Raw genomic sequence first — 25,726 nt, forward strand, 5'->3', positions numbered from 1 at the left:
GCACCTCTTCGCTCGCCGGCGGTACGACCGCCCGGGCTGTCCGACAGGTCCCGAATCGATGAATCGACTAGCCCGCCGCTGCGCCGGCCTGCTGCTCTCCACCTTGTGCGTGCCTCTGGCTGCCTCGGCCGCCATCTCCCAACCAACCCATGAATTCACCCTCGACAACGGCCTCAAGGTCGTCGTCCGCGAGGACCATCGCGCGCCCGTGGTGGTCTCCCAGCTCTGGTACAAAGTCGGCTCCAGCTACGAGACGCCTGGCCAGACCGGCCTGTCCCACGCCCTCGAGCACATGATGTTCAAGGGCAGCCGCAAACTCGGCCCCGGCGAGGCTTCGCGCATCCTGCGCGACCTCGGCGCCGAGGAAAACGCCTTCACCAGCGACGACTACACCGCCTACTACCAGGTGCTGTCGCGTGATCGCCTGGCCGTCGCCTTCGAACTGGAAGCCGACCGCCTGGCCAGCCTCAAGCTGCCGGCCGACGAGTTCGCCCGCGAGATCGAGGTGATCAAGGAAGAACGCCGCCTGCGCACCGACGACAAGCCCACCTCCCTGGCCTACGAACGCTTCAAGGCGATGGCCTACCCGGCCAGCGGCTACCACACGCCCACCATCGGCTGGATGTCCGACCTCGACCACATGCAGGTCGAAGAGCTGCGCCACTGGTACCAGTCCTGGTACGTGCCGAACAACGCCACCCTGGTGGTGGTCGGCGACGTCAGCCCGAACGAAGTGAAAACCCTGGCCCAGCGCTATTTCGGCGCCATCCCGCGCCGCGACGTGCCGCCAGCGAAGATTCCCTTCGAGCTGGCCGAACCCGGCGAGCGGCGCACCGTCCAGCATGTGCAGACGCAACTGCCGAGCCTGCTGATGGGCTTCAACGTGCCCGGCCTGGCCACCGCCAAGGACCCGCGTGACGTGCATGCCCTGCGTCTGATCTCCGCCCTGCTCGACGGCGGCTACAGCGCCCGCCTGCCGACCCGCCTGGAGCGCGGCGAGGAACTGGTGGCCGGCGCGTCCGCCAGCTACGACGCCTTCGCCCGCGGCGACAGCCTGTTCGTGCTCTCCGCCACGCCCAACGTGCAGACCGGCAAGACCCTGGAGCAGGTGGAAGCCGGCATCTGGCGCCTGCTCGACGAGCTCAAGCACACCCCACCCAGCACCGAGGAACTGCAGCGCGTGCGCGCCCAGGTCATCGCCGGCCTGGTCTACGAGCGCGACTCGATCACCAGCCAGGCCACCACCATCGGCCAGCTGGAAACCGTGGGCCTGTCTTGGAAACTGATGGACCAGGACCTCGCCGACCTGGAAGCCGTCACCCCCGCCGACATCCAGCGCGCCGCACAGACCTACTTCAGCCGTTCGCGCCTGTCCGTCGCCCACATCCTGCCCAAGCAAGCCGCCCCTGAAGGAGCCCAGCCATGAGTGAACGCAACGGCCTGCGTTACACCCTGCTCGGCCTTGGCCTGATCCTGCTGATCGGCCTGCTGACGTTTATTGCCAGCCGCACCGCCCAGGCGCCCGAAGCGGCCGCCGCGCCCAGCGAGCACCTGGAATCGCTGGCCGCCCTGGAAGGCAAGGCACCGAGCCGGCGCACCCTGGACATCCAGACCTGGCAGACCGCCGAAGGCGCCAAGGTGTTGTTCGTCGCCGCCCCCGAGCTGCCGATGTTCGACCTGCGCCTGACCTTTGCCGCCGGCAGCAGCCAGGACGACGGCGTGCCCGGCCTCGCCGCCCTGACCAACGCCATGCTCAACGAGGGCGTACCCGGCAAGGACGTCAGCGCCATTGCCGAAGGCTTCGAAGGCCTCGGTGCCGACTTCGGCAACGGCGCCTACCGCGACATGGCCGTCGCCAGCCTGCGCAGCCTGAGCGACAAGGCCCAGCGCGAGCCGGCGCTGAAACTGTTCGAACAGGTGCTCGGCCAGCCAACCTTCCCCGAAGACTCCCTGGCGCGGATCAAGAACCAGCTGCTGGCTGGCTTCGAATACCAGAAGCAGAACCCCGGCAAGCTCGCCGGCCTGCAGCTGTTCGAGCGCCTGTACGGCACGCATCCCTATGCCCACCCGAGCGAGGGCAACGAGCAGACCATCCCGCCGATCAGCGTCGCCCAGCTGCGCGCCTTCCACCAGAAGGCCTATGCCGCCGGCAACGCGGTCATTGCCCTGGTCGGCGACCTCTCGCGGGCCGAGGCCGAGGCCATGGCCGCCGAGGTGTCCGCCGCCCTGCCCAAAGGCCCGGCGCTGGCCAAGATCGCCCAGCCACAGGAGCCCAAAGCCGGCCCCAGCCATATCGAGTTCCCGTCCAAGCAGACCCACCTGTTGCTGGCCCAGCTCGGCATCGATCGCCGTGACCCGGATTACGCCGCGCTGACCCTGGGCAACCAGATCCTCGGCGGCGGTGGCTTCGGCACGCGCCTGATGGAAGAAGTGCGCGAGAAGCGCGGCCTGACCTACGGCGTGTACTCCGGCTTCAGCGCCATGCAGGCACGCGGCCCGTTCATGATCAGCCTGCAGACCCGCGCCGAACTCAGCGACGGCACCCTCAAGCTGGTACAGGACCTCCTGCACGACTACCTGGCCAGCGGCCCGACCGAGCAGGAACTGGACAACGCCAAGCGCGAGCTGGCTGGCAGCTTCCCGCTGTCCACCGCGAGCAACGCCGATATCGTCGGCCAGCTCGGCGCCATGGGCTTCTATGACCTGCCGCTGAGCTACCTGGAAGACTTCGTCGCCCAGGTCCAGGCGCTCGACGTGGCTCAGGTCAAGGCCGCCATGGCCAAGCACCTGAACCCGGATGCCCTGGTCATCGTCACCGCCGGCCCGACTGTCGCGCAGAAAGAACTACCACCCCCTACCGATAAACCCGCCGAGCAACCCACCGGCGTCCCGGAGCATTAATGCGCAAGCCCCCAGGCAACAAACCAGCAGACCACGGCGGCAGCGGCCAGCTGCGCATCATTGGCGGCGAATGGCGCAGTCGCCAGTTCAGCTTCCCGATGGCCCACGGCCTGCGCCCGACGCCGAACCGGGTGCGCGAAACGCTGTTCAACTGGCTGGCGCCCTATGTCGAGGGCGCCCATGTACTGGATTGCTTCACCGGTAGCGGCGCGCTGTACCTGGAAGCCCTGTCACGCGGCGCCAGCAGCGCCCTGGCGCTGGACAGCAACAGCAGCGCGGTCGCCAGCCTGCGGCAGATCCTTACCACGCTGAAGTGCAGCAACGGCCAGGTCCTGCAGACCAACGCCCTGCTGCACCTGGAAAACCAGCCGGCCACGCCCTACGACCTGGTTTTCCTCGACCCGCCGTTCGGCCAGGACCTGCTGACACCGGCCTGCAGCCTGCTGGAAGAAAAAGGCTGGCTGGCCAAGGACGCCTGGGTCTACACCGAAAGCGAGGCCGCCCCTTCGACCCTGGCCATGCCCGGCAACTGGCGCCTGCACCGCGAGCAGAAGGCCGGGCAGGTGCATTACGCGCTGTGGGAACGCACCGCCAACAGCTAAACCCTGTAGGAGCCAGCTTGCTGGCGATCAATGTAGCGATCACGGATCGCCAGCAAGCGGGCTCCTACAAAAGCCCGCCGCCCATCGACGCCAGCAACCCTAGGGTGGATGACGCCCTTTTCATCCACCAAGACGCCGCGCGGTGGACCGATAAAGCGCGCCCCACCCTACATGGGCCGCTCATTCGTCCGGCCAATGGTGCTTCTTTTTTGCTCGCCGAGGCTCTAGCCTGGGCCTTCTCCCGTAGCGACGCGAACCCCCATGACAGCCGAATTCGCACCCGCCTGGTGGCTGCGCAATCCTCACCTGCAAACCCTCTGGGGCTCGCTGTGCCGCCGCGCGCCGCAGTTAGAGCGCCAGCGCGAACGGCTGTGGCTGGAAGATGGCGACTTTCTCGACCTCGACTGGCACGGCCCGCATGAAGCCGAGGCGCCGCTGGTGTTGGTGCTGCACGGGCTGACCGGCTCCTCCAGCTCGCACTATGTGCTCGGCCTGCAACAGCAATTGGCCGCGCGCGGCTGGGCCAGCGTGGCGCTGAACTGGCGTGGCTGCTCCGGCGAACCCAACCTGTTGCCGCGTGGCTACCACTCGGGAGTCAGCGAGGATGTGGCGCGGGTGATCGAACACCTGCAGGCCCAGCGGCCACTGGCGCCGCTGTATGCGGTGGGGTATTCGCTGGGCGGCAACGTGCTGCTCAAGTACCTGGGCGAAAGTGGCGAGGCCTCCGGACTGCAGGGCGCGGTGGCGGTGTCGGTGCCGTTTCGCCTGGACCACTGCGCCGAACGCATCGACCGTGGCTTCTCCAAGGTCTACCAGGCGCACTTCATGCGCGCCCTGGTCGCCTATGTGCGTGACAAGCAGCAGCGCTTTGTCCACGAAGGCCACCACGAACGCCTGGCGGCACTGGAAGCCCTGGGCCCACTGGAGGGCATGCGCACCTTCTGGGATTTCGACGGCCGCTTTACCGCGCCGCTGCATGGCTACACCGATGCCGACGACTACTACCGGCGTGCCTCCAGCCGCTACTTCCTCGGGCAGATCCGCAGCCGCACGCTGATCATCCAGTCCAGCGACGATCCCTTCGTCTTTCCCCACAGCGTGCCCCAGGCCCACGAGCTGTCGAGCAGCACGCAACTGGAACTGCATGCGCGCGGCGGTCATGTCGGTTTTATCGGCGGTTCGCCACGGCAGCCGGCGTACTACCTGGAGCAGCGCATCCCGGCCTGGCTGGGTGCGAGGTAGCGCCAACCCATAGCGCGGGTTGCACCCGCCCTACGTCCGCAGGTTGTGGCTGAGCACAGCGCAGCCCGAGGTGAATCGCTCGCAGCGCTCAGCCTTCCAGCACTCGCTCCAGCGGCACATGCAGGCGTTTGAGCAAGGCCTCCACCGCCGGTCGCGCCGCTGCCGAAACATACCCGCCCTCCAGTGCCAGCACCTGGTAGATGCCACGGCGCATCAGCTCCTCGCTGAGGTCGCCGGGATTGCTGCGGATCGAGCAGAGGAAGCGCACCCAGGACGTGAGGATGATCCAGCTATTGAAGGTCAGCGCCTCGACCTGCTCGACGTTCATGTCGAGGATGCCGCTCTCGACGAAGCCCAGGTAGACGTCGGTGGCATTCTCCAGGCAGCGCCGGGCAAAGCCGCGGTAGGCGCTGGCCAGCTCTGGATCGGTTTCCAGCAGGTGCTCCAGGTCGCGGTGCAGGAAGCGGTAGTGCCACATCGCCGCGAGCAGCGCTTCCAGGTAGAAGGTCTTGTCGTCCACCGTCAGCGCGCGGCCATCCGGGCGGCGCAGAAACACATCGACGCGACTTTCGTACTGGGCGAACAGCTCGGCGATGATCATCTGCTTGTTGCGGAAGTGGTAGTACAGGTTGCCCGGCGAAATCCCCAGGTGAGCGGCGATGTGGTTGGTGGTCACGCTGCGCTCGCCCTGAGCATTGAACAGCTCCAGGCTGGCTTCGATGATGCGCTCGCGGGTCTTGTTCTTCGGGGCCATGGTTCGGCTCGATGGGCAAAGTGGCAAAAGTACGGGAAAGCGCCGCGTCTGACGACCGGTTGCGCGCTGATTTGACAGTTTAGAGCAATTACTCTAACAATCGCACTCTCTGTCATCCACCGTCTCCAGGGAGACACCACCATGGTCGCCGATATCGCTTTCCTGCAGCAGAGCCAGCAACAGATCAACCAGTTGGAGCCTCTGCTGGCCGCCCAGCGCGCCGCCTTTCGCAGCAACCCCATGCCGTCGGCCGAGCAGCGCCGCGCCTGGCTCAAGGCCCTGCGCGAGCTGATCCTCAGTGAGAAGCAAGCACTGATCGACGCGGTATCCAGCGACTTCAGCAACCGTTCGGCGGATGAAACCCTGCTGGCCGAGATCATGCCGAGCCTGCACGGCATCGATTACGCCAGCAAACGCATTGGCAAGTGGATGAAACCCTCCAAGCGCGCCGTCGGCGCCGCCTTCCAGCCCGCCAGTGCCAAGGTGGTCTACCAGCCACTGGGCGTGGTCGGCGTGATCGTGCCGTGGAACTACCCGCTGTACCTGGCCTTCGGCCCGCTGATCGGTGCCCTCGCGGCCGGCAACCGGGTAATAATCAAGATGAGCGAGTCGACCCCGGTCACCTCGCAACTGGTCAAGGACCTGCTGGCCAAAGTCTTCCCTGCCGACCTGGTCAGCGTGGTGCTGGGCGAGGCCGATGTCGGCCAGGCGTTCTCCCACCTGCCGTTCGATCACCTGGTGTTCACCGGCGCCACCAGCATCGGTCGCCACGTGATGCGCGCCGCCGCCGACAACCTGGTGCCGGTAACTCTGGAGCTGGGCGGCAAGTCGCCCGCCATCGTCAGCGCCGATGTGCCGCTGGCCGACGCCGCCGAGCGCATCGCCTTCGGCAAGACCATGAACGCCGGGCAGACCTGCGTGGCCCCGGACTACGTACTGGTGCCGCAGGACCGCGTGGAAGGCTTCATCGACGCCTACCGTGGCGTGGTGCAGCGCTTCTTCCCGCAAGTGGCGAACAACCCGGACTACACCGCGATCATCAACGAGCGCCAACTCACTCGCCTCAAGGGCTATATCAGCGACGCCGAAAGCAAGGGCGCGCAAGTCCTGCCGATGCTTGGTGAAGGCCAGGGTCGGCGCATGACCCACAGCCTGGTGCTCAACGTCAGCGACGACATGAAGCTGATGCAGGACGAGATCTTCGGCCCGCTGCTGCCGATCGTGCCGTACCAGCGCATCGAAGACGCCTTCAACTACATCAACGACCGTCCGCGGCCGCTGGCGCTGTACTACTTCGGCTACGACAAGGCCGAGCAACAGCGCGTGCTGCACGAAACCCACTCCGGCGGCGTGTGCCTCAACGACACCCTGCTGCACGTGGCCCAGGACGACATGCCATTCGGTGGCGTCGGCCCGTCCGGCATGGGCCATTACCACGGCCACGAAGGCTTCCTGACCTTCAGCAAGGCCAAGGGCGTGTTCATCAAGCAGCGCTTCAACGCCGCCAAGTTCATCTACCCTCCCTATGGCACCGGTATCCAGAAGCTGATCCACAAACTATTCGTTCGCTAAGAGTCACCTCTCGGATCTTTTGAGCTAGAGCCAGGCAAGGCGAAATTGGGCGAGGACGCGGAGTTTACGAGTGTAAATGAGCAGTCCGAGCCCTATTTCAACGCAGCATGGCTGACGATCAAAAGATCCGAGGCAGATTCCAAGCCTGTGAGGCCATAACAATAATGAGTGACACCTCCCTCGCATCGCCGCAGCTGTCACGCCGCAGCCTGCTCAAGGTCGGCCTGTTCGGCACGGCCGTCCTCGCCACCGCCGGCGTTACCGCCAGTCTCAGCGGCTGTTCCAGTGCCACGCCCGCTAGCGGTTATGCCGTGCTGCGCCTGAGCGACCTGCCCTTCCTGCGCGCGCTGATCCCGGTGGTGCTGGAAGGCGCCGTGCCTGCGGACGCCATGGCCGCCACCATCGAAGCCACGCTCAAGGGCATGGACCGCAGCCTGCACGCGGTCTCGCCGGAGCTGCTCAAGCTGACCCAGCAACTGTTCGACGTACTCGGCATGGCGGTCACCCGTGGCCCGCTGACCGGCATCTGGGGCGCCTGGGACAACGCCAGTCGGGAGGACGTCCTGCACTTCCTCGAGCGCTGGCAGAACAGCTCGCTGAACCTGCTGCGCATGGGCCACACCTCACTGCTGCAGATGGTGCAGATGGCCTGGTACGCCCAGCCCGCGTCCTGGGGCCATTGCGGCTATCCGGGGCCGCCTCAGTACGCCCTATAACAAGAGAATCGACATGCCCGTACCTGATGTTTTCCGTGAAGGCCTGGCCCGCGGCTGGACCACCTACGACGGCTCGCGCCTGGACAAAGACCTGCTGCTGGAGGCCGACGTAGCCATCATCGGCAGCGGCGCGGGCGGCGGCACCACCGCTGAAATCCTCAGCGCCGCCGGCCTGCGCGTGCTGCTGATCGAAGAAGGGCCGCTGAAGACCAGCAGCGACTTCAAGATGCAGGAGGCCGACGCCTACCCCGCGCTGTACCAGGAAGGCATCGGCCGCATGAGCAAGGACGGCGCCATCACCATCATGCAGGGCCGCGCCGTGGGCGGCACCACGCTGGTCAACTGGACCTCCAGCTTCCGCACCCCGGAGCCGACCCTGCAACACTGGGCCGAGGCGCACAACGTCAAGGGCCACAGCCCGGCGGAAATGGCGCCCTGGTTCGAGAAGATGGAGCAACGCCTGGGTGTCGCCCCGTGGGCCATGCCGCCAAACGCCAACAACGACGTGATCAAGGCCGGCTGCGAGAAACTCGGCTACGCCTGGCACGTGATCCCGCGCAACGTGCGTGGCTGCTGGAACCTCGGTTACTGCGGCATGGGCTGCCCGACCAACGCCAAGCAGTCGATGCTGGTCACCACCATCCCCGCCACCCTGGACAAGGGCGGCAGCCTGCTTTACCTGGCCCGCGCCGAGCGCCTGCTGCTCGATGGCGAGCGCGTGGTCGGCCTGGAATGCGTCGGCATGGACGAACGCTGCGTGGCCCCCAATGGTCGGCGGATCATGGTCAAGGCCCGTCATTACGTGCTTTCGGGCGGGGGCATCAACACCCCTGCCCTGCTGCTGCGCTCGAAGACCCCGGACCCGCACCAGCGCGTGGGCAAACGCACCTTCCTGCACGTGGTGAACTTCTCCGCAGCGCAGTTCGACAAGGTCATCAACCCCTTCTACGGCGCGCCGCAGTCGATCTACTCCGACCACTTCCAGTGGACCGAAGGCGCCACCGGGCACATGTCCTACAAGCTCGAAGTGCCGCCCCTGCAGCCAGCACTGACGTCCACCCTGCTCGGCCAGTTCGGCGTCGAGAACGCCCTGCGCATGGAGCAGCTGCCGCACACCAACGTGATGCTGGCGCTGCTGCGCGACGGCTTCCACCCGGACAGCGCCGCGGGCACGGTGGAGCTGCGTAGCGACGGCACCCCGGTGCTCGATTACCAAATGACCGACTACACCTGGGACGGCATTCGCCGGGCCTTCCACAGCATGGCCGAGATCCAGTTCGCCGCCGGCGCCAAGGCCGTGCTGCCCGTGCATGCCGACGCCGGCTACGTGAAGACCCTGGACGAAGCCAAGGCGCTGATCGACCGCCTGAGCCTGGAGCTGTACCGCACCCGCCTGGGCAGCGCCCACGTGATGGGCGGCTGCGCCATGGGCGAAGACCCGACGCAGGCCGTCACCGACAGCCTGGGCCGTCACCACCAGCTGGAGAACCTGTCGATCCACGACGGCTCGCTGTTCCCCACCAGCATCGGCGCCAACCCGCAGCTGTCGGTCTACGGCCTCACCGCCAAGCTGGCCAGCCTGCTGGCCGAGCGCCTCAAGGCCTGATCCAGAGCATGCCCGGCGCCTGCCGGGCACGCTCTGCGCCCTTCTGACCCGCACCCCGCGCTCCCGACGGCTTGGCCCTTGGGAGTCGCTGCGCTACCATCCGCGACTCTAACCGCTCCGAACAGGACGAACCGATGAATCGAGTGTTGTATCCGGGCACCTTCGACCCCATCACCAAGGGCCATGGCGACCTGGTAGAACGTGCATCGCGCGTGTTCGATCAAGTGGTCATTGCCGTCGCCGCCAGCCCCAAGAAAAACCCGCTGTTCCCCCTGGAACAACGCGTCGAGCTGGCCCGCGAAGTCACCAAGCATCTGCCGAACGTCGAAGTCGTGGGGTTCTCCACCCTGCTCGCGCACTTCGTCAAGGAACAGAACGCCAATGTGCTGCTGCGCGGCCTGCGCGCGGTTTCCGACTTCGAGTACGAGTTCCAGCTGGCCAACATGAACCGCCAGCTGGCGCCGGATGTGGAGAGCATGTTCCTCACCCCGTCGGAGAAGTACTCCTTCATCTCCTCGACCCTGGTCCGCGAAATTGCCGCGCTCGGCGGCGACATCACCAAGTTCGTGCACCCGGTGGTGGCCGAGGCATTGTCGGCCCGCTTCAAGAACTAACACCTGCGGTGGAGCGGCCGCAGGTCGCTCCGTGCATGGCGCCTGCGGCGCCAATCCGGCACAATTCCCCTCTCGATTGCTGAAAGTGTCGTGGTCGTGACCACGGCAGGAGTTGTTCCATGTCCCTGAAGATCACCGACGACTGCATCAACTGCGACGTCTGCGAGCCCGAGTGCCCCAACGCTGCGATTTCCCAGGGCGAAGAGATCTACGTCATCGACCCCAACCTGTGCACCGAATGCGTCGGTCACTACGACGAGCCGCAATGCCAGCAGGTCTGCCCGGTGGACTGCATCCCGCTCGACGAGGCCCGCGTCGAGAGCAAGGATGAACTGATGCAGAAGTACCTGATCCTCACCGGTAAAGCCTGATCGGGCGACGGCGCACGGCCATGCCGGGCGGAACTCCGCTACGCTGATGTTCCTCCCCGGCCTTCGCGCAAAACGCTGATCGACGAGCCATCGCATGCTCAAGAACGCCTTTCTCTGCTGCCTGCTCCTGCTGACCTGGACACTCGACGTCCAGGCCGCGACCCGCCCCGAGCACGCCGCCGTCGCCACCGCCCACCCTGCTGCCACCGTCGCCGGCCTGGAAACCCTGGCGCTGGGCGGCAATGCCTTCGATGCGGCAGTGGCCATCAGCGCCGCACTGGCGGTTGCCGAACCCTATGGCTCCGGTCTCGGCGGTGGCGGCTTCTTCCTGCTGCGGCAAAACGGCGAGCTGCCCACCTACCGCTTTCTCGATGCCCGCGAGCGCGCGCCGCTGGCTGCCAGCGCCGACCTCTACCGACGCAACGGCCAGGTACAGCGCGAGCTGTCGCTGAATGGCCCGCTGGCCGCCGCCATCCCGGGACTGCCAGCAGCCTTGGTGGTACTGGCCGAGCGCTACGGCAAACTGCCGTTGCTCGACTCCCTCGCCCCGGCCATTCGCCTGGCGCGCGACGGCGTGGGGGTCGACCGGGTGTACCGCGAGCGCCTGCAGTGGCGCCTGGAAGCCCTGCTCAAGGACCCCACCAGCGCCGCCATCTTTCTCGACCAGGGCAAGATTCCCGCCGAGTTCGGCCTGCTGCGCCAACCCGAGCTGGCACGCACTCTGGAACGCCTGGGCCGTGATGGGCACGCCGGTTTCTATGGTGGCGAAACGGCGAAACGGCTGCTGGCCGGCGTCAGCGCCGCCGGCGGCATCTGGAGCCAGCGCGACCTGGCGCAGTACCGGGTTGTCGAACGCCAGCCCCTGCGCTTCGCCCTCGCCGAAGGTCGCGAGCTGATCAGCGCCCCGCCACCCTCCGCCGGCGGCGTGGCCCTGGCACAGAGCCTGGCAATGCTGCAGCAGCTGCCATGGCAGAAAGCCGGCGAGCTGCAGCGCAGCCACTATGTGATCGAGGTGTTGCGCCGCGCCTACCGCGACCGCAGCCTGCTCGGCGACCCGGACAGCGTGCGCAATCCCCTCGCCCAGCTGCTCGCACCCAGTTATTTGCAAGGCCTGGCCAAGGGCATCGAGCTGCAGAACGCTACGCCCAGCGCCCAGCTACCCGCGGCGCCAAGCTGGCGTGAGGGCGACCACACCACCCACTTCACCGTCCTCGACCGCGACGGCAACGCAGTGGCCGCTACCCTGTCGATCAACCTGCCGTTTGGCGCCGCCTTCACCGTGCCCGGTACCGGCGTGCTGCTGAACAACGAGATGGACGACTTCGCCGCAGACCCGCAGGGCAGCAATGTCTACGGCCTGACTGGCAGCCCGGCCAACGCCATCGCCGGTGGCAAGCGCCCGCTGTCGAGCATGAGCCCGACCTTCATCGAAAGCGCCGACGACTTCGCCAGCTTCGGCACCCCCGGCGGCAGTCGCATTCCCAGCATGGTGCTGTTGGCCACCCTCGACTACCTGGACGGCAAGCCCGTGGCTCAATGGCCGGCCACGCCGCGCTATCACCACCAGTACCTGCCGGATGTAGTCGAGTACGAGCCCGGCGCATTTTCGCCCAGCCAGATCGGTGCCCTGGAGATGCGCGGCTACCGCCTACAGCCGGTCGAACGGCGCTATGGCAACCAGCAGGTGCTGCTCTGGCACAAGCAATCCGGCCTTGTGGAGGCCGCCAGCGACCCCCGCGGCATTGGCCAGGCGCAGCTCTGGAAGTAACGAATTGTAGAATGCAAAAAGCCGGTCAATCGACCGGCTTTTCTTATTGCGAGAGGAAGGATCAGTCCTTCTTGTAACCGCTCTCGGTGCAACCCAGGCAGCGCACGAAAGCGGACATGCCCGGCTCGACCACCAGTGCCTGACCGGCTTCCTTGACGTTACCGCCCAGGGCGGTGAACGGCAGGCTGATCAGGAACAGACCGGCGCCAATCACGGTGCCGGCGATCAGCAGCGGACGAGCGATGATCAGGTCACCGGCCATCGCGTAGCCTTTCGGCGCTTCGAGCGTATAGGTCGGGTCACCACTGGTGTTCTGTTGAACCACTTCCGCCTGCGCCGGCAGTGCCAGCAGGCCAGTGGTCAGAGCCAACACCGCGGCGGTAGTGCGAAAAAGATTCATGGCGCGATCCTTCATTATGTAGTTATGGCAGAGCGATGCAGCTAACTATAACAGCGCCTGCGCAATTGTCAGCGTGAACGCCGTCAATCGCCGTGGAATGCGTACTCCGGCTTTTTCGGCTCATAGGGCCTGAAGAACGCCAATAACGCATTGAGATCCGCCTGCGCATCGCCGCTGGGCATGAAGGGCTGACCGATCACCACGCGCCGATTGCGATAGTCCAGGGCGCCCGGAACGATGGGCACGCCTGCGCCGCAGGCAATATGGTAGAAGCCCATGCGCCAGCGCTCCACCTTCTTGCGTGTACCTTCCGGCGACAGCACCAGGATGAACTCGCGGTTGTCGTGAAAGCTCTGGATTGCCTGATCCACCACGTTCAGACGCAAGTGGCGCTGGATCGGAATGCCACCCCAGGCGCGCATCAGACCGCCAAAGGGCCAGCTGAAGATGCTGTGTTTGCCGAACCAGCGCGCGTTCAGGCGCAACACGAACTTCAGCGCGATAAACAGGACGAAGTCCCAGTTCGAGGTGTGATGGGCGCCGATGGCGACGAACTTGTCGAGCTTCGGTAGCGCGCCTTCGATGCGCCAGCCCATCAGTTTCAGTGCAGTGCGCCCCAGCCATTCGGCGAACGGATTGGGCGGCAGGTAGTTGCCGTGCATCGTTGTTCCTACTGCTTGTTCTTATTCTGTTGTTCTTATTCTGGGTATTACGACGTGGGGCCGCTCAGCGCTGGCACTTCGGGCAATAGACACTGGCCCTCTGCCCCAGCTTGACCTCACGCAAGGTGCTGCCACAGCTTTTGCAAAACTGCCCGCCCCGACCGTAGACGAACAGCTCCTGCTGGAAATAGCCCGGCTGGCCGTCGCCACCGACGAAGTCGCGCAGGGTGGTTCCGCCACGCTCGATGGCATGGGCGAGGATGCGTTTGATCTCCAGCGCCAGCGCGGCATAACGCGCACGCGAAACCGTACCGGCCTCGCGGCGTGGGTCGATGCCGGCGGCGAACAGCGCTTCGGAGGCGTAGATGTTGCCCACGCCCACGACCACTGCGTTATCCATGATGAACGGTTTGATCGCCATCGAGCGGCCGCGCGACAGCTGATACAGGCGCTCGCCATCGAACAGCTCGGTCAGCGGCTCAGGGCCGAGCCGGATCAGCAGCTCATGGTTGAGCGGGTCATTGCTCCACAGCAGCGCGCCGAAGCGTCGCGGGTCGGTGTAGCGCAGCGCCAGGCCCGACTCCAGCTCGATATCGACATGCTCGTGCTTGGCCACCTCGGTGCCGATCGGCACCAGGCGCAGGCTACCGGACATGCCCAGGTGGCCGATCAGGGTGCCGCTCTCGGCTTTGATCAGCAGGTACTTGGCGCGCCGTTCGACACACTCGATACGCTGCCCGGACAGGCGCACATCGAGGTCTTCCGGGATCGGCCAGCGCAGCCGGCGCTCGCGCACCAGCACACGGCTGACACGCTGACCGACGAGGTAAGGGGCGATACCACGGCAGGTGGTTTCGACTTCGGGTAATTCAGGCATTCACGCACTCGCGGGGTACAACTGAGCGGAATCCAACCCTAACAGGAAAGGCGTGGGGTCGGGAGACCTCAGATCCTGTTCAAAGGCTCTCAGCCGGCGCCCAGGTCGTGGATGCTCTCCTTGAGAGTCTGGAAGTCGTACTCGGTCAGGCCGACGTACTCCAGCACCTGCTGCTGGATGCTCTCCCACTCATGGTCTTCATCCTGGTTGCCCAGCACCCGGTAGCTGCCGCAGATGTGCTCGGCCATCTTAAGGATCGCCATCAGCGTCTTCAGCTGGGCATCGCGACCGGTGTCGTCCTCGAAGAACGACAGCGCGTTGTGGTGGTTGGCGATCGCCTCGCACAGGTGCAGCGGCAGGTTCCACGACTTGGCGGTGAAGTAGCCGACCACCGCATGGTTGGTGTTGAGCAGGCGGTTCTCGGTGTCCACCACGCGGCGCTCGCTGCTGGCGTTGTAGTACGCCTCTTCCAGCACCGTCATGTAGTTGGGGAAGCGCTTGAGCATCAGCGGGATGCCGCAGTTGTGGAACAGGCCGAGGGTGTAGGCCTCGTCCGGCGCCTGGTAGCCGATGCGCTTGGCCAGGGTCAGGCAAGTCATGGCCACGTCCTGGGCGGTGTCCCAGAAGCGGTTGAGGGTAACGATGGTCTCATCGCTCATCTCGCCCTTGATCGACTGCGCGTTGATCAGGTTGATCACCGAGTTGCAGCCGAGCAGGTTGACCGCCTGCTGGATCGAGGCGATGCGGTTGGCCAGGCCGAAGAAGGGCGAGTTGACGATCTTCAGCAGCGCGCCGGACAGCCCCGGATCCTGGCTGATCAGCCGGGCGATGGTCTTCAGGTCCGGATTGGGCAGGAACTGCTCCATCTGCAGGTCGACCATGATCTGCGGCTGCGGCGGTACGCTGATGCCCTGCAGCACCTGCTGGATCTGTTCGGCGGAAAGTTCGTGGGCCATGACAACGGCATCTGGAGTGAGAAATTGGCCACAGTTTAGCCAATCATTTCCCGTCTCCGCAGCCAACTTTTGCAAACGCTGCGTTGCGCATCTGCCGGTAATCCGGGCAAACCCGCGGCGCCCGTCGCTTTGCCTGCCTGAAACCAGTCGACCGGCGGTTGCTACGCGGCGGATCAGTACTCATTGGGCAGACAAATCGACGCACAGCAGCGAGCCCCCGGACTCTGCGGCTATAATTCCGCTCTTTTTCGCGGAGTCCCCCCTGATGTCCTTGCCCAGCTTGCGCCTTAAAGCCAACGCCGATCGTCGCCTGCGCGCCGGCCATCTGTGGGTCTACAGCAACGAAATCGACGTCGCCGCCACGCCGCTGAACGGCTTTGCCGCCGGCGACCAGGCGATCCTCGAAGCCGCTGGCGGCAAGCCGCTGGGCATCGTCGCGATGAGCCCGAACAACCTGATCTGCGCCCGCCTGCTGTCGCGCGACGTCAAGCACGTGCTGGACAAGTCGCTGCTGGTGCACCGCCTCAACGTCTGCCTGTCGCTGCGCGAGCGCCTGTTCGACAAGCCGTTCTACCGCCTGGTCTACGGCGACTCCGACCTGCTGCCGGGCCTGGTGGTCGACCGCTTCGGCGATCACCTGGTGGTGCAACTGGCCTCCGCCGCCATGGAACGCAACAAGGACGCGCTGATCGAAGCCCTGGTGCAGGTGCTCAAGCCGCGCGGCATCCTGTTCAAAAACGACTCCGCCGCGCGCGATGCCGAAGGCCTCGAGCGCTACGTCGACACCGCCTTCGGCGTGGTGCCGGAGTGGGTCGATCTGGAAGAGAACGGCGTTAAGTTCCAGGCCCCAGTGCTGGAAGGCCAGAAAACCGGCTGGTTCTACGACCACCGCATGAACCGCGCGCGCCTGGCGCCTTACGTCCAGGGTAAGCGCGTACTCGATCTGTTCAGCTACATCGGCGGTTGGGGCGTGCAGGCTGCGGCGTTCGGCGCCAGCGAAGTGTTCTGCGTCGATGCTTCCGGCTTCGCCCTCGACGGCGTCGAGCGCAACGCCACCCTCAACGGTTGCGCCGAGAAGGTCACCTGCGTGGAAGGCGACGTGTTCGCCGCCCTCAAGGAGCTGAAGTCCGCCGAGGAACGCTTCGACGTGATCGTTGCCGACCCGCCCGCGTTCATCAAGCGCAAGAAGGACATCAAGAACGGCGAGGCCGCCTACCGTCGCCTCAACGAGACCGCCATGCGCCTGCTCAACAAGGACGGCATCCTGGTCAGCGCCTCGTGCTCCATGCACCTGGAAGAGGACAACCTGCAGAACATCCTGCTCACCAGTGCCCGCCACCTGGACCGCAACATCCAGCTGCTCGAACGCGGCGCCCAGGGCCCGGATCATCCGGTGCACCCGGCCATCGCCGAAACCCGCTACATCAAGAGCCTGACCGTACGCTTGCTGCCCAACAGCTGAGCAAGAAAAAGCCCCGTCCGCGCCAGCGAACGGGGCTCGTCTACCTCGCCATCAGAAGCCCTTGCGCTTTACCGTCCACAGCGTGCTGACGCACAGGCTGCACAACGTGCCAGTGAAGGTGTTCTTGGCCGTCTGGTCGTTCATCAGCTGGTAGCGGAACCAGGCAGTGGCCGGCCCGCGATACGCCCCACCATTACCCACCGGCTCGAAGTGCGAGACGGTGCGGCGCTCGCCCCAGAACACCGGCACGTTGGCCCGGGTATAGACCGGCTGGGCGTTGAGGTAAGGGAACGCGATGGTGTCGCCGCCGCCGGACATCAGGAACATCGGCCCCTTCTGCTTGCTCTGCGAACTGGTGTTGTGGCCGAGCCCGAGGGTGTAGGGCTGGATCGGCGCCGTGGTGCGCACACGGTCGTCCTGGCCGGCCATGATCGAACCGCCACCGCCCTGGGAATGCCCCGAGGTGCCGACGCGGCCGGCATTCAGCTTACCGACATAGGTGCTGTAGGCGCGGCCGTTTTCCTGCACCAAGTAGCTCAGGCAGGCGAGCATTTCCTGGCCAGTACCGGCATCGGAGGTTTCTGCGGCCGCCACCACAAAACCGTGGCTGGCCCAATGCGTCAGCAATGCCGCATAGGTATCCGGCGTGGCGCCCGTGCCGTTGCCCCACAGGATGATCGGGTGGCGCACGCCATTCTGGCCGAGGTTACTGGGCCGGTAGATGCGGCAGCTGGGGCCCTCGCTCTGGTTGGTGGTGGCGTACGGGCCGGTGTTGTCGAAACTGGAAACAGCCGGGAACGCCGTGCCAGGCGTATCAGGCAGAGCGGCCATGGCCGAAACGGACACAAAGGTAAGGGCGGCCGCCAGGCCAGCGAGTTTGAAATCGAACATCGGAAGGATTCCTCATTATTGTTGTCATGACATTCCAGTCGTCACGGCCCTCCCGACACACCACACCGGACTAGGCTGCACTGCTCACGCTGACGATTGCTGCGCTCGCAAGAGGCGGAGCACGCCGCAGAAGCTACGTGACCACCCGGTCACACCAGCAATCGCCCGAAGGGTCAAAGCCGACCGGCGGTAGCCCCACCAAAGCACGACCCGGGGACTGAAAGCCGGCATACCACCTGGCCGCGAGCCTTCCCCATACCGCGCCGAGCGGCGTAGAATCGGGCCATTCCTCGCCACCATCCTCAGGCGGGCCAGTGAGCCCTGACTGCAGCCGCGCACACCCTGCGCCGCGTCGGTCCGGCCGAACGCACGGTGATCTCCGTATGCCGCCGGCACGAAAACACTCACGACAACTTACATAACCGCTACCTGATCAAGCCGCAGGAACCGTCATGCCTGACTATCGCTCGAAGACTTCCACCCACGGTCGCAACATGGCCGGCGCCCGCGCCCTGTGGCGCGCCACCGGGATGAAGGACGAAGACTTCAAAAAGCCGATCATCGCCATCGCCAACTCCTTCACCCAGTTCGTGCCCGGCCACGTGCACCTGAAGGACCTCGGCCAACTGGTCGCCCGCGAAATCGAAAAAGCCGGCGGCGTGGCTAAAGAGTTCAACACCATCGCCGTGGACGACGGCATCGCCATGGGCCACGACGGCATGCTCTATTCGCTGCCGAGCCGCGAGATCATCGCCGACTCCGTGGAATACATGGTCAACGCCCACTGCGCCGACGCCATCGTCTGTATCTCCAACTGCGACAAGATCACCCCCGGCATGCTGATGGCCGCCCTGCGCCTGAACATCCCGGTGATCTTCGTTTCCGGCGGCCCGATGGAAGCCGGCAAGACCAAGCTGGCCAGCCACGGCCTGGACCTGGTCGACGCCATGGTGATCGCCGCCGACTCCAGCGCCTCCGACGAGAAGGTTGCCGAGTACGAGCGCAGCGCCTGCCCAACCTGCGGCTCGTGCTCCGGCATGTTCACCGCCAACTCGATGAACTGCCTGACCGAAGCCCTGGGCCTGGCCCTGCCGGGCAACGGTTCGACCCTGGCCACCCACAGCGACCGCGAGCAGCTGTTCCTGCAGGCCGGGCGCACCATCGTCGAGCTGTGCAAGCGCTACTACGGCGAGAACGACAGCTCGGTGCTGCCGCGTAACATCGCCAACTTCAAGGCGTTCGAGAACGCCATGATGCTGGACATCGCCATGGGCGGTTCGACCAACACCATCCTCCACCTGCTGGCCGCCGCCCAGGAAGCCGAGATCGATTTCGACCTGCGCGATATCGACCGCCTTTCCCGTCTGGTGCCGCAGCTGTGCAAAGTGGCGCCGAACATCCAGAAGTACCACATGGAAGATGTGCACCGCGCTGGCGGCATCTTCAGCATCCTCGGTTCGCTGGCCCGTGGCGGCCTGCTGCACACCGACCTGCCGACCGTGCACAGCAAGTCCATGGCCGAGGCGATCGCCAAGTGGGACATCACCCAGACCGACGATGAGGCCGTGCACCACTTCTTCAAGGCCGGCCCGGCGGGCATCCCGACCCAGACCGCGTTCAGCCAGTCGACCCGCTGGGAAACCCTCGATGACGACCGTGAGAACGGCTGCATCCGCAGTTTCGAGCACGCCTACTCCAAAGAAGGCGGCCTGGCCGTGCTGTACGGCAACATCGCCCTGGACGGCTGCGTGGTGAAAACCGCCGGCGTCGATGAGTCCATCCATGTGTTCGAAGGTAACGCCAAGATCTTCGAAAGCCAGGACAGCGCCGTGCGCGGCATCCTCGCCGACGAAGTGAAAGAAGGCGACATCGTCATCATTCGCTACGAAGGCCCGAAAGGCGGCCCGGGCATGCAGGAAATGCTCTACCCGACCTCGTACCTGAAATCCAAAGGCCTGGGCAAAGCCTGCGCCCTGCTCACCGACGGCCGCTTCTCTGGCGGCACTTCGGGCCTGTCCATCGGCCACGCCTCGCCGGAAGCGGCAGCGGGCGGCGCCATTGGCCTGGTGCGCGATGGCGACAAAGTGCTGATCGACATCCCCAACCGCAGCATCAACCTGCTGGTCAACGACGAGGAAATCGCCCATCGCCGCCACGAGCAGGACAAGAAGGGCTGGAAGCCGGTGGAAAGCCGTCCACGCAAAGTGACCACGGCGTTGAAAGCCTACGCCCTGCTCGCCACCAGCGCCGACAAGGGCGCAGTGCGCGACAAGGCGATGCTGGACAAACTGATGCCGTAAGCGGCAGCCAGCACCCCGAAAAAGCCCGGCAACTGCCGGGCTTTTTCTTTGCTACACCCTGTAGGAGCCAGGGGGACGCCTAGTCCTTGCTGGCGATCCGTGCCCGGTACAAAGCGATCGCCAGCAAGCTGGCTCCTACAAGAGCACGCAGGAACAGCTATGAAGATCGGCCTGATCTCCGACACCCACGGCCTGCTGCGCCCCGAGGCGCTGGCGGCGTTGCATGACAGCACACAGGTGATCCATGCCGGCGATATCGGCAAGCCGGAGATTCTCGATGCCTTGCGTGAACTGGCGCCGCTCACCGTGGTGCGTGGTAATAATGACCAGGACGATGCCTGGGCCAGCACTATTCCCACCAGCGCCGTACTGCGCGTGGGCGGCGTGGGTATCTATGTCACCCACGAGCTGGCCGATGTGCCCGAGCAACTGCCTGCCGGTATCGACGTGGTGGTCACCGGGCACTCGCACAAGCCGCTGCAGCAGGTCCGCCACGGCGTGCTGTTCATCAACCCCGGCAGTGCCGGGCCACGGCGCTTCAAGCTGCCGATCAGCGTCGGCCTGCTGCATCTCGACGCGGGAGTCATGCGCGGCGAGCTGATCGAGCTGGCCTGATCAGCTCACGCCCATGTAGCGCCCGGCGCGGTGGTTGACCGCCAGCACCATGTTCAGCGCCACTGCACCGAGGACCGACAGGGCGACCTTGTCCGGTGCCACGACGAAGATCGAGGCCAGCACGATGCTCGCATCCACGCCCATCTGCACCGCACCGGCGCGCACGCCGAAGCGCTCCTGCAGGTACAGCGCGAGGATGTTCACCCCACCCAGGCTGGCACGGTGGCGGAACAGCATGAGCAGCCCCAGGCCCATGGCGAAACCGCCGAAGATGGCGGCGTAGAAGGCGTTCAGCTCGGCGAACACCACCCAGCGCGGGGTCAGCTCGGCGAGCAACGACACCAGGCCGACGGCGCAGGCGGTACGCAGGGTGAACGGCCAGCCCATGCGCCAGATCGCCAGCGCGTAGAACGGCAGGTTGAGCAGGAAGAACACCAGGCCGAACGGCCAGCCGGTGAGGTACTTGGTGAGAAAGGCCAGGCCCACCGTGCCGCCGGTGAGCAACCCGGCATGACTGTAAAAGGCGATGCCCAGGGCGACCATGGCGGTGCCGAACAGCAACGCCAGGGCGTCCTCCCAGAGCGGATGGCGGACGAATATCTCGGCGACCGTTTCCACTTCTGCGGCGTCGGGAATGTGTTCACTCATGCTCGATAACCTCTGCGCCCATCTGGCAGGCAATAGCATAGGGCGCCGCCGGGTTTGACGGCGGCGCAGCAGGAAACTGGAAGGGGCTGAAACCGACTAGCGACGCAGCCAGGTCTCGAAGCAATGGGCCGGAGCCGACTCCACGGCGGGCTGCGGTTCACGTGCCGTGCACTGCCACAGCGCCTCGTCGAACGACGGGAACCAGGCATCGCCTTGCGGCTGCAGCGCCACGCGGGTCAGGTACAGACGCTCGGCCTGCGCCAGGCCCTGCTCGTACAGCTGCGCACCGCCAATCAGCATCAGCTCGTCGACACCCTGCTCGCGCGCCCACTGATCGGCACGGGCGATGGCGGCGTCCAGCGAAGGGAAGACTTCCGCGCCCTCCAGCACCAGGCCGGCCTGGCGGCTGACCACCAGGTTGAGCCGGCCCGGCAGCGGGCGGCCCAGCGAATCCCAGGTCTTGCGGCCCATGATGATCGGCTTGCCGAGCGTCAGCGCCTTGAAGTGCTTGAGGTCCGCCGGCAGGTGCCAGGGCAGTTGGTTGTCGCGGCCGATCACGCGATTTTCGGCGAGGGCGGCGATCAGGCAGAGGGGTAAGGTCGTATTCATGGGCGCGAGGATACCGGCTCGACGTGGATCAATGAAGGGTGACACTCACGGCTGCCGGTTGGCCCCGCGCTTGCTCACCACGCGATTGCGCCCCTGCTCCTTGGCCAGGTACAGCGCCACGTCGGCCAGGCGCAGGCCATCTTCCAGGCTCTGGTGCGTCTGCGGCACCAGCCACGCCAGGCCGATGCTCAGGGTCACCACCGGCGCCACGTCGGACTGCGTATGGACCAGGCCCAGGGCTTCGATCTCGCAGCGCAGCGTTTCGAGGATCGGCAGGATGTCGGCCTCGGCCAGGCCATACCAGAGGCCGACGAACTCTTCGCCGCCATAGCGCGCGGTGCTGTCCAGCGGGCGCCGCGCATAGCGGCCGATCACCTCGGCCACGGCGCGCAACGCGGCGTCGCCGGCGGCATGGCCATAGTGGTCGTTGTAACGCTTGAAGTAGTCGACATCCATCATCACCAGGGCGATGGGCTGTTCCTCGCGCTGGGCCTGGCGCCAGCTGCGCTCGGCACGCTCGCTGAAGGCGCGGCGGTTGAGCAGGCCGGTGAGGAAGTCCTTTTCCGCCAGGTCCTGCAGCAGCCCCTGGGCGAGGAAATTCTGTCGCGTGGCGTACTCGAGGAAGTAGCAGCCGAAGCAGCCGATCAGGTTGGCACTGCCGAGAAACACCGCGTTGTACAGCAGCACCTCGCCGGGCAGGCCGCTAAGCACCTCCACCAGCAGGTAGGCGAAGAAGGTCAGCCAGCCGCACAGCGCCGCCGTGACGAAGCGCAGGCCGGTGAGGAAATAGAAGAACACCGTGATCAGGATGATGCCCTCGTAGGGCAACGGAAACTCATGCTGGCGTGCCACCCAGATGATGCCCGCCACCCCCAGGCCCTCGGCGAGCGACGTGGCCCCGCCGATCAGCTGCAGGTGTGGGCGCAGCGCCCGGTTGTAGGTCGCCAGCCAGCAGAACAGCAGCATCGGGCTCATCAGGCCGAGGCGAATGGCCAGGGTCTGGTTGCGCACCGCCTCGGGCAGGCTGAGGGCATCCAGCACGACGAACAGCAGCATCAGCAACAGCGCCACCAGCAGCGCCCAGCGCATGCGCACCAGCACCACGGCAATGTGATAGCGGTTGAAGGTGTCCTCCATCTCGCCCGAAAAACTGAGCAGACGGAAACCTTCACGGTACTGCTGCAGGTAGGGGGAGTCCTGGTTGACCCAGTTCAGGTTGGGCAGCTTCATGCAGCGCGCTCTTCTCGTTTTTCTTGCATCAGCCTAGTTTGCCTGAGCCACCGACCACAACCCCGGATTGCCCCATCACGGGGCGCAGCGGTTATGCTTCAGGCTCGACCCGCGAACGGAATGCCGCGTGACAGACAGCTCGATGCCCTCACTCAAGCGCCTGCAGCGTCTCTGGCTGTGCGAGACCATCCGCCTGCGCGAGGACCATGCCGGCCCGCTGGAGGATGGCGAAGCCAACCGCCTGGCCCGTCAGCAGGGCGGCGACCTGGCCGGCCGTATCGAAGCCCGCGCCCTGCTGCTGGCGGCCCGTGACGGCCAGCAGCAAGCACAGCAGCACTGGCTGCAGGGCGCGCGCCTGGCCCTCGGCCTGCTGCTGTTGCTGGCGCTGTTCAGCGGCGCAGGCCTGGCCATCACGGCGCTGGGCGACGGCAGCCGACCGGTCAATGTGTTCTGGGCCCTGGGCAGTTTGCTCGGCCTGCACCTGCTGATGCTCGGCGGCTGGCTGCTCGGCCTGCTGCTGGCGGGCGATTACAACACCGCCCTTGGCCGCCTGTGGCTGTGGCTCAGCGAAAAACTGGCGCGCGATGCCAGTGCCGCCCAGCTCGGCCCCGCGCTGGTGTTGCTGCTGCAGCGTCGGCGCCTCAATCGCTGGCTGCTCGGCCTGCTGGTACACGGTTTATGGCTGCTGATCCTGCTCAGCGCCGGTTTGATGCTGCTGCTCCTGCTGAGCACCCGGCGCTACGGCTTCGTCTGGGAAACCACCCTGCTCGGCAGCGACACCTTTATCGCCATCACCCACCTGCTCGGCGCCCTGCCCAGCCTGCTCGGCTTTCCGCTGCCCGATGCCGAGACCATCCGCGCCAGCGGCGACAGCGCCCTGGCCGTCGAGAGCGCCCGGCATGCCTGGGCCGGCTGGCTGCTGGGCGTGCTGCTGGTGTTCGGCCTGCTGCCGCGCGCGCTGCTCTGGCTGCTCTGCCTGTGGCGCTGGCAGCACGGCCAGGCCCGCTTGCGCCTGGACCTCACACTGCCCGGCTACCACCTGCTCGCCGAGCGCCTGCAACCACCCAGCGAGCGCCTCGGCGTGCTCGACGCAGCACCGGCCAGCCTGGTCGAAGCACAAGGCGGCAGCACCGACCTGGCCAGCAGTGGCGCCGTGCTGGTGGCCATCGAACTGGACCCGCAACGCCCCTGGCCACCGGCGCTGGGCAAAGCCATCGCCAATGCCGGCGTGCTGGATAGCCGCGAGCAGCGCCAGCAACTGCTCGACCAGCTCGGCCGCTTTCCGCCGGCACGCCTGGCCATCGCCGTCGACCCGCGCCGCTCGCCGGATCGCGGCACCCTGGCCCTGCTCGGCGAGCTGGCGCGCACGGCCAGCGCCACGCGCATCTGGCTGCTGCCGCCACCCACGGGTGAAGCACTGGACAGCCAGCGCCTGAGCGACTGGCACACCGCCCTGCAACGCCTAGAGCTGGCATTCGCCGACAGCGCGCCGCTGGCCTGGCTGGAGAGCGGACATGACTAAACCGCTGAAGCTGGCCGTGGTTGGCCACACCAATGTCGGCAAGACCTCGCTACTGCGCACCCTGACCCGCGACACCGGCTTCGGCGAGGTCTCGCATCGGCCCAGCACCACTCGCCATGTCGAAGGCGCGCGCCTGTCGGTGGACGGCAAAGCGCTGCTGGAGCTGTACGACACCCCTGGACTGGAAGACGCCATCGCCCTGCTCGACTACCTCGAACGCCTGGACCGGCCGGGCGAACGCCTCGACGGGCCGGCCCGCCTGGCACGCTTTCTCGATACCGCCGAGGCACGCCAGCGCTTCGAGCAGGAGGCCAAGGTGCTGCGCCAACTGCTGGCCTCGGATGCCGGCCTGTACGTGATCGATGCCCGTGAGCCGGTGCTGGCCAAATACCGCGACGAGCTGACGGTGCTCGCCGGCGCCGGCAAGCCGCTGCTGCCGGTGCTCAATTTCAGCGGCCAGCCGCACCAGCGCGAAAGCGAGTGGCGCGAGGCCCTTGCCCGCCTGGGCCTGCATGCGCTGGTACGCTTCGATACCGTGGCGCCGCCGCTGGATGGCGAGCGGCGCCTGTACGAAAGCCTGGCCCTGCTGCTGGAAAACGCGCGCCCACAACTGCAGCGGCTGATTCTCGACCACGAAACACAAACCGCCACGCGCCAGGCCGCCGGCGCCCGGCTGATCGCCGAGCTGCTGATCGATTGCGCCGCCTGCCGGCGCAGCGTGGCGACCCAGGCCAGCCTCGAACACGGCGAAATCCGCGCCCTGCACCAGGCCATTCGCCAACGCGAACAGCGCTGCGTGGAAGCCCTGCTGCGCCTGTACGCCTTCCGCCAGGACGATGCCCACGCCGGCGAGCTGCCACTGCTCGACGGGCGCTGGGGCGATGACCTGTTCAACCCGGAAACCCTCAAGCAGCTGGGCGTCAGCGTCGGTGGCGGGATCGCCGCGGGCGCAGCGGCCGGTGCCGGTGTCGACCTGCTGGTCGGCGGCATCACCCTGGGCGCCGCCGCGCTGCTCGGCGCCCTGGCAGGTGGCGGCCTGCAGACTGCGCGCAACTATGGCGGCCGCCTGCTTAGCAAGCTCAAGGGCCAGCGCGAGCTGACCGTCGACGACAACGTGCTGCGCCTGCTCGCCCTGCGCCAGCGTCAGTTGCTCGCCGCCCTCAACGCGCGTGGCCATGCCGCGACCACGGCGATCCAGCTCGACACGCCACAGGACAAGGGCTGGCGCGACGCCAAGTTGCCCGAAGCGCTGCGCAAGGCGCGTGCGCACCCCGAGTGGTCATCCCTGAGTCCCGGCGCACGCCTGGAGCAGGCCGAACGCCAGGCCCAGGTCACGCACCTGGCGGCCGACCTGCTGCAGCCGTAGGGCGGGTGAAACCCGCGGGTTGCACCCGCCCTACGAAGCTCG

24 protein-coding genes are annotated in these 25,726 nt (G+C 66.2%); 15 read left to right on the plus strand and 9 right to left on the minus strand.

Features of this window, described 5'->3' with window-relative positions:
- The first annotated feature begins 58 nt into the window (after window positions 1-58).
- The 4 genes from H3H51_RS17855 to H3H51_RS17870 all read left to right on the plus strand — a co-directional run bounded on the left by H3H51_RS17855 (window position 59) and on the right by H3H51_RS17870 (window position 4,745).
- Entirely contained in the window at window positions 59-1,426 is a 1,368-nt protein-coding gene (locus tag H3H51_RS17855; RefSeq protein ID WP_183090421.1) for a M16 family metallopeptidase, read from the plus strand.
- On the plus strand, window positions 1,423-2,901 hold the full coding sequence (locus H3H51_RS17860) for a M16 family metallopeptidase (RefSeq protein ID WP_183090422.1): 1,479 nt from the start codon (window positions 1,423-1,425) through the stop codon (window positions 2,899-2,901). Before H3H51_RS17855 ends, H3H51_RS17860 begins: the two co-directional genes overlap by 4 nt.
- Window positions 2,901-3,503, plus strand: coding sequence for a 16S rRNA (guanine(966)-N(2))-methyltransferase RsmD (gene rsmD / locus H3H51_RS17865; RefSeq protein WP_183090423.1), 603 nt, complete (start codon window positions 2,901-2,903; stop codon window positions 3,501-3,503). Before H3H51_RS17860 ends, rsmD begins: the two co-directional genes overlap by 1 nt.
- 261 nt (window positions 3,504-3,764) lie before the next feature.
- Window positions 3,765-4,745, plus strand: a complete 981-nt coding sequence (locus tag H3H51_RS17870) for a hydrolase (RefSeq protein ID WP_183090424.1) — start codon at window positions 3,765-3,767, stop codon at window positions 4,743-4,745.
- An 88-nt stretch (window positions 4,746-4,833) separates the two neighbouring features.
- Here H3H51_RS17870 and H3H51_RS17875 read toward each other — a convergent pair whose 3' ends face one another.
- Entirely contained in the window at window positions 4,834-5,499 is a 666-nt protein-coding gene (locus tag H3H51_RS17875) for a TetR/AcrR family transcriptional regulator (protein WP_183090425.1), read from the minus strand.
- A 141-nt stretch (window positions 5,500-5,640) separates the two neighbouring features.
- On the opposite strand from H3H51_RS17875, the gene H3H51_RS17880 reads away from it, so the two are divergent.
- The 6 genes from H3H51_RS17880 (at window position 5,641) to ggt (ending at window position 12,146) form a co-directional block, all read left to right on the plus strand.
- Window positions 5,641-7,071 carry a coniferyl aldehyde dehydrogenase gene (locus tag H3H51_RS17880; protein ID WP_183090426.1) on the plus strand — a complete coding sequence of 477 codons (1,431 nt, stop codon included), beginning with the start codon at window positions 5,641-5,643 and terminating at the stop codon, window positions 7,069-7,071.
- A gap of 164 nt (window positions 7,072-7,235) precedes the next feature.
- On the plus strand, window positions 7,236-7,787 hold the full coding sequence (locus tag H3H51_RS17885) for a twin-arginine translocation pathway signal protein (protein ID WP_183090427.1): 552 nt from the start codon (window positions 7,236-7,238) through the stop codon (window positions 7,785-7,787).
- Window positions 7,788-7,800: 13 nt separating this feature from the next.
- A complete protein-coding gene (locus H3H51_RS17890; RefSeq protein ID WP_183090428.1) occupies window positions 7,801-9,393 on the plus strand; it encodes a GMC family oxidoreductase in 1,593 nt (530 codons plus the stop codon).
- Window positions 9,394-9,527: 134 nt separating this feature from the next.
- Window positions 9,528-10,007 carry a pantetheine-phosphate adenylyltransferase gene (coaD, locus tag H3H51_RS17895; protein WP_183090429.1) on the plus strand — a complete coding sequence of 160 codons (480 nt, stop codon included), beginning with the start codon at window positions 9,528-9,530 and terminating at the stop codon, window positions 10,005-10,007.
- Between the two features lie 119 nt (window positions 10,008-10,126).
- Window positions 10,127-10,378 (plus strand): YfhL family 4Fe-4S dicluster ferredoxin, encoded by a 252-nt coding sequence (locus H3H51_RS17900; protein ID WP_183090430.1) that lies wholly within the window; start codon window positions 10,127-10,129, stop codon window positions 10,376-10,378.
- A gap of 94 nt (window positions 10,379-10,472) precedes the next feature.
- Window positions 10,473-12,146, plus strand: a complete 1,674-nt coding sequence (gene ggt / locus H3H51_RS17905) for a gamma-glutamyltransferase (RefSeq protein ID WP_183090431.1) — start codon at window positions 10,473-10,475, stop codon at window positions 12,144-12,146.
- A 61-nt stretch (window positions 12,147-12,207) separates the two neighbouring features.
- Here the strand turns inward: ggt and H3H51_RS17910 are convergent, their stop codons facing one another.
- The 4 genes from H3H51_RS17910 to H3H51_RS17925 form a co-directional block, all read right to left on the minus strand.
- Window positions 12,208-12,546 (minus strand): multidrug transporter, encoded by a 339-nt coding sequence (locus H3H51_RS17910; protein WP_183090432.1) that lies wholly within the window; start codon window positions 12,544-12,546, stop codon window positions 12,208-12,210.
- Between the two features lie 83 nt (window positions 12,547-12,629).
- On the minus strand, window positions 12,630-13,208 hold the full coding sequence (locus H3H51_RS17915) for a lysophospholipid acyltransferase family protein (protein WP_183090433.1): 579 nt from the start codon (window positions 13,206-13,208) through the stop codon (window positions 12,630-12,632).
- Window positions 13,209-13,272: 64 nt separating this feature from the next.
- Window positions 13,273-14,085, minus strand: coding sequence for a bifunctional DNA-formamidopyrimidine glycosylase/DNA-(apurinic or apyrimidinic site) lyase (gene mutM / locus H3H51_RS17920; protein ID WP_183090434.1), 813 nt, complete (start codon window positions 14,083-14,085; stop codon window positions 13,273-13,275).
- A gap of 89 nt (window positions 14,086-14,174) precedes the next feature.
- The gene (locus H3H51_RS17925) at window positions 14,175-15,041 is read right to left on the minus strand and encodes an HDOD domain-containing protein (protein ID WP_183090435.1); all 867 of its coding nucleotides are present in this window, start codon (window positions 15,039-15,041) and stop codon (window positions 14,175-14,177) included.
- A 265-nt stretch (window positions 15,042-15,306) separates the two neighbouring features.
- Here H3H51_RS17925 and H3H51_RS17930 point away from each other — a divergent pair, with 265 nt between their 5' ends.
- Window positions 15,307-16,503 (plus strand): class I SAM-dependent rRNA methyltransferase, encoded by a 1,197-nt coding sequence (locus tag H3H51_RS17930; protein WP_183090436.1) that lies wholly within the window; start codon window positions 15,307-15,309, stop codon window positions 16,501-16,503.
- Window positions 16,504-16,554: 51 nt separating this feature from the next.
- Here the strand turns inward: H3H51_RS17930 and H3H51_RS17935 are convergent, their stop codons facing one another.
- Window positions 16,555-17,394 (minus strand): poly(ethylene terephthalate) hydrolase family protein, encoded by an 840-nt coding sequence (locus H3H51_RS17935; RefSeq protein WP_183090437.1) that lies wholly within the window; start codon window positions 17,392-17,394, stop codon window positions 16,555-16,557.
- A 452-nt stretch (window positions 17,395-17,846) separates the two neighbouring features.
- On the opposite strand from H3H51_RS17935, the gene ilvD reads away from it, so the two are divergent.
- Together ilvD and H3H51_RS17945 are read left to right on the plus strand one after the other, a co-directional pair.
- Entirely contained in the window at window positions 17,847-19,694 is a 1,848-nt protein-coding gene (gene ilvD, locus H3H51_RS17940; RefSeq protein WP_183090438.1) for a dihydroxy-acid dehydratase, read from the plus strand.
- A gap of 159 nt (window positions 19,695-19,853) precedes the next feature.
- The gene (locus H3H51_RS17945) at window positions 19,854-20,309 is read left to right on the plus strand and encodes a metallophosphoesterase family protein (protein WP_183090439.1); all 456 of its coding nucleotides are present in this window, start codon (window positions 19,854-19,856) and stop codon (window positions 20,307-20,309) included.
- Here H3H51_RS17945 and H3H51_RS17950 read toward each other — a convergent pair whose 3' ends face one another.
- The 3 genes from H3H51_RS17950 to H3H51_RS17960 form a co-directional block, all read right to left on the minus strand.
- Window positions 20,310-20,957 carry a YitT family protein gene (locus tag H3H51_RS17950; protein WP_183090440.1) on the minus strand — a complete coding sequence of 216 codons (648 nt, stop codon included), beginning with the start codon at window positions 20,955-20,957 and terminating at the stop codon, window positions 20,310-20,312.
- A 96-nt stretch (window positions 20,958-21,053) separates the two neighbouring features.
- Window positions 21,054-21,566, minus strand: a complete 513-nt coding sequence (locus H3H51_RS17955; protein WP_183090441.1) for a dihydrofolate reductase — start codon at window positions 21,564-21,566, stop codon at window positions 21,054-21,056.
- Between the two features lie 45 nt (window positions 21,567-21,611).
- Window positions 21,612-22,796: a GGDEF domain-containing protein gene (locus tag H3H51_RS17960; RefSeq protein ID WP_183090442.1), complete on the minus strand. Its 1,185-nt coding sequence runs from the start codon at window positions 22,794-22,796 to the stop codon at window positions 21,612-21,614.
- 142 nt (window positions 22,797-22,938) lie between these two features.
- On the opposite strand from H3H51_RS17960, the gene H3H51_RS17965 reads away from it, so the two are divergent.
- Both H3H51_RS17965 and H3H51_RS17970 read left to right on the plus strand, forming a co-directional pair.
- Entirely contained in the window at window positions 22,939-24,318 is a 1,380-nt protein-coding gene (locus H3H51_RS17965; protein WP_183090531.1) for a DUF2868 domain-containing protein, read from the plus strand.
- The gene (locus tag H3H51_RS17970; RefSeq protein WP_183090443.1) at window positions 24,311-25,684 is read left to right on the plus strand and encodes a DUF3482 domain-containing protein; all 1,374 of its coding nucleotides are present in this window, start codon (window positions 24,311-24,313) and stop codon (window positions 25,682-25,684) included. Before H3H51_RS17965 ends, H3H51_RS17970 begins: the two co-directional genes overlap by 8 nt.
- Window positions 25,685-25,726 lie beyond the last annotated feature (42 nt).

The sequence above is a fragment of the Aquipseudomonas ullengensis genome (genome assembly GCF_014174475.1).
Classification (GTDB): Bacteria; Pseudomonadota; Gammaproteobacteria; order Pseudomonadales; family Pseudomonadaceae; genus Aquipseudomonas; species Aquipseudomonas ullengensis.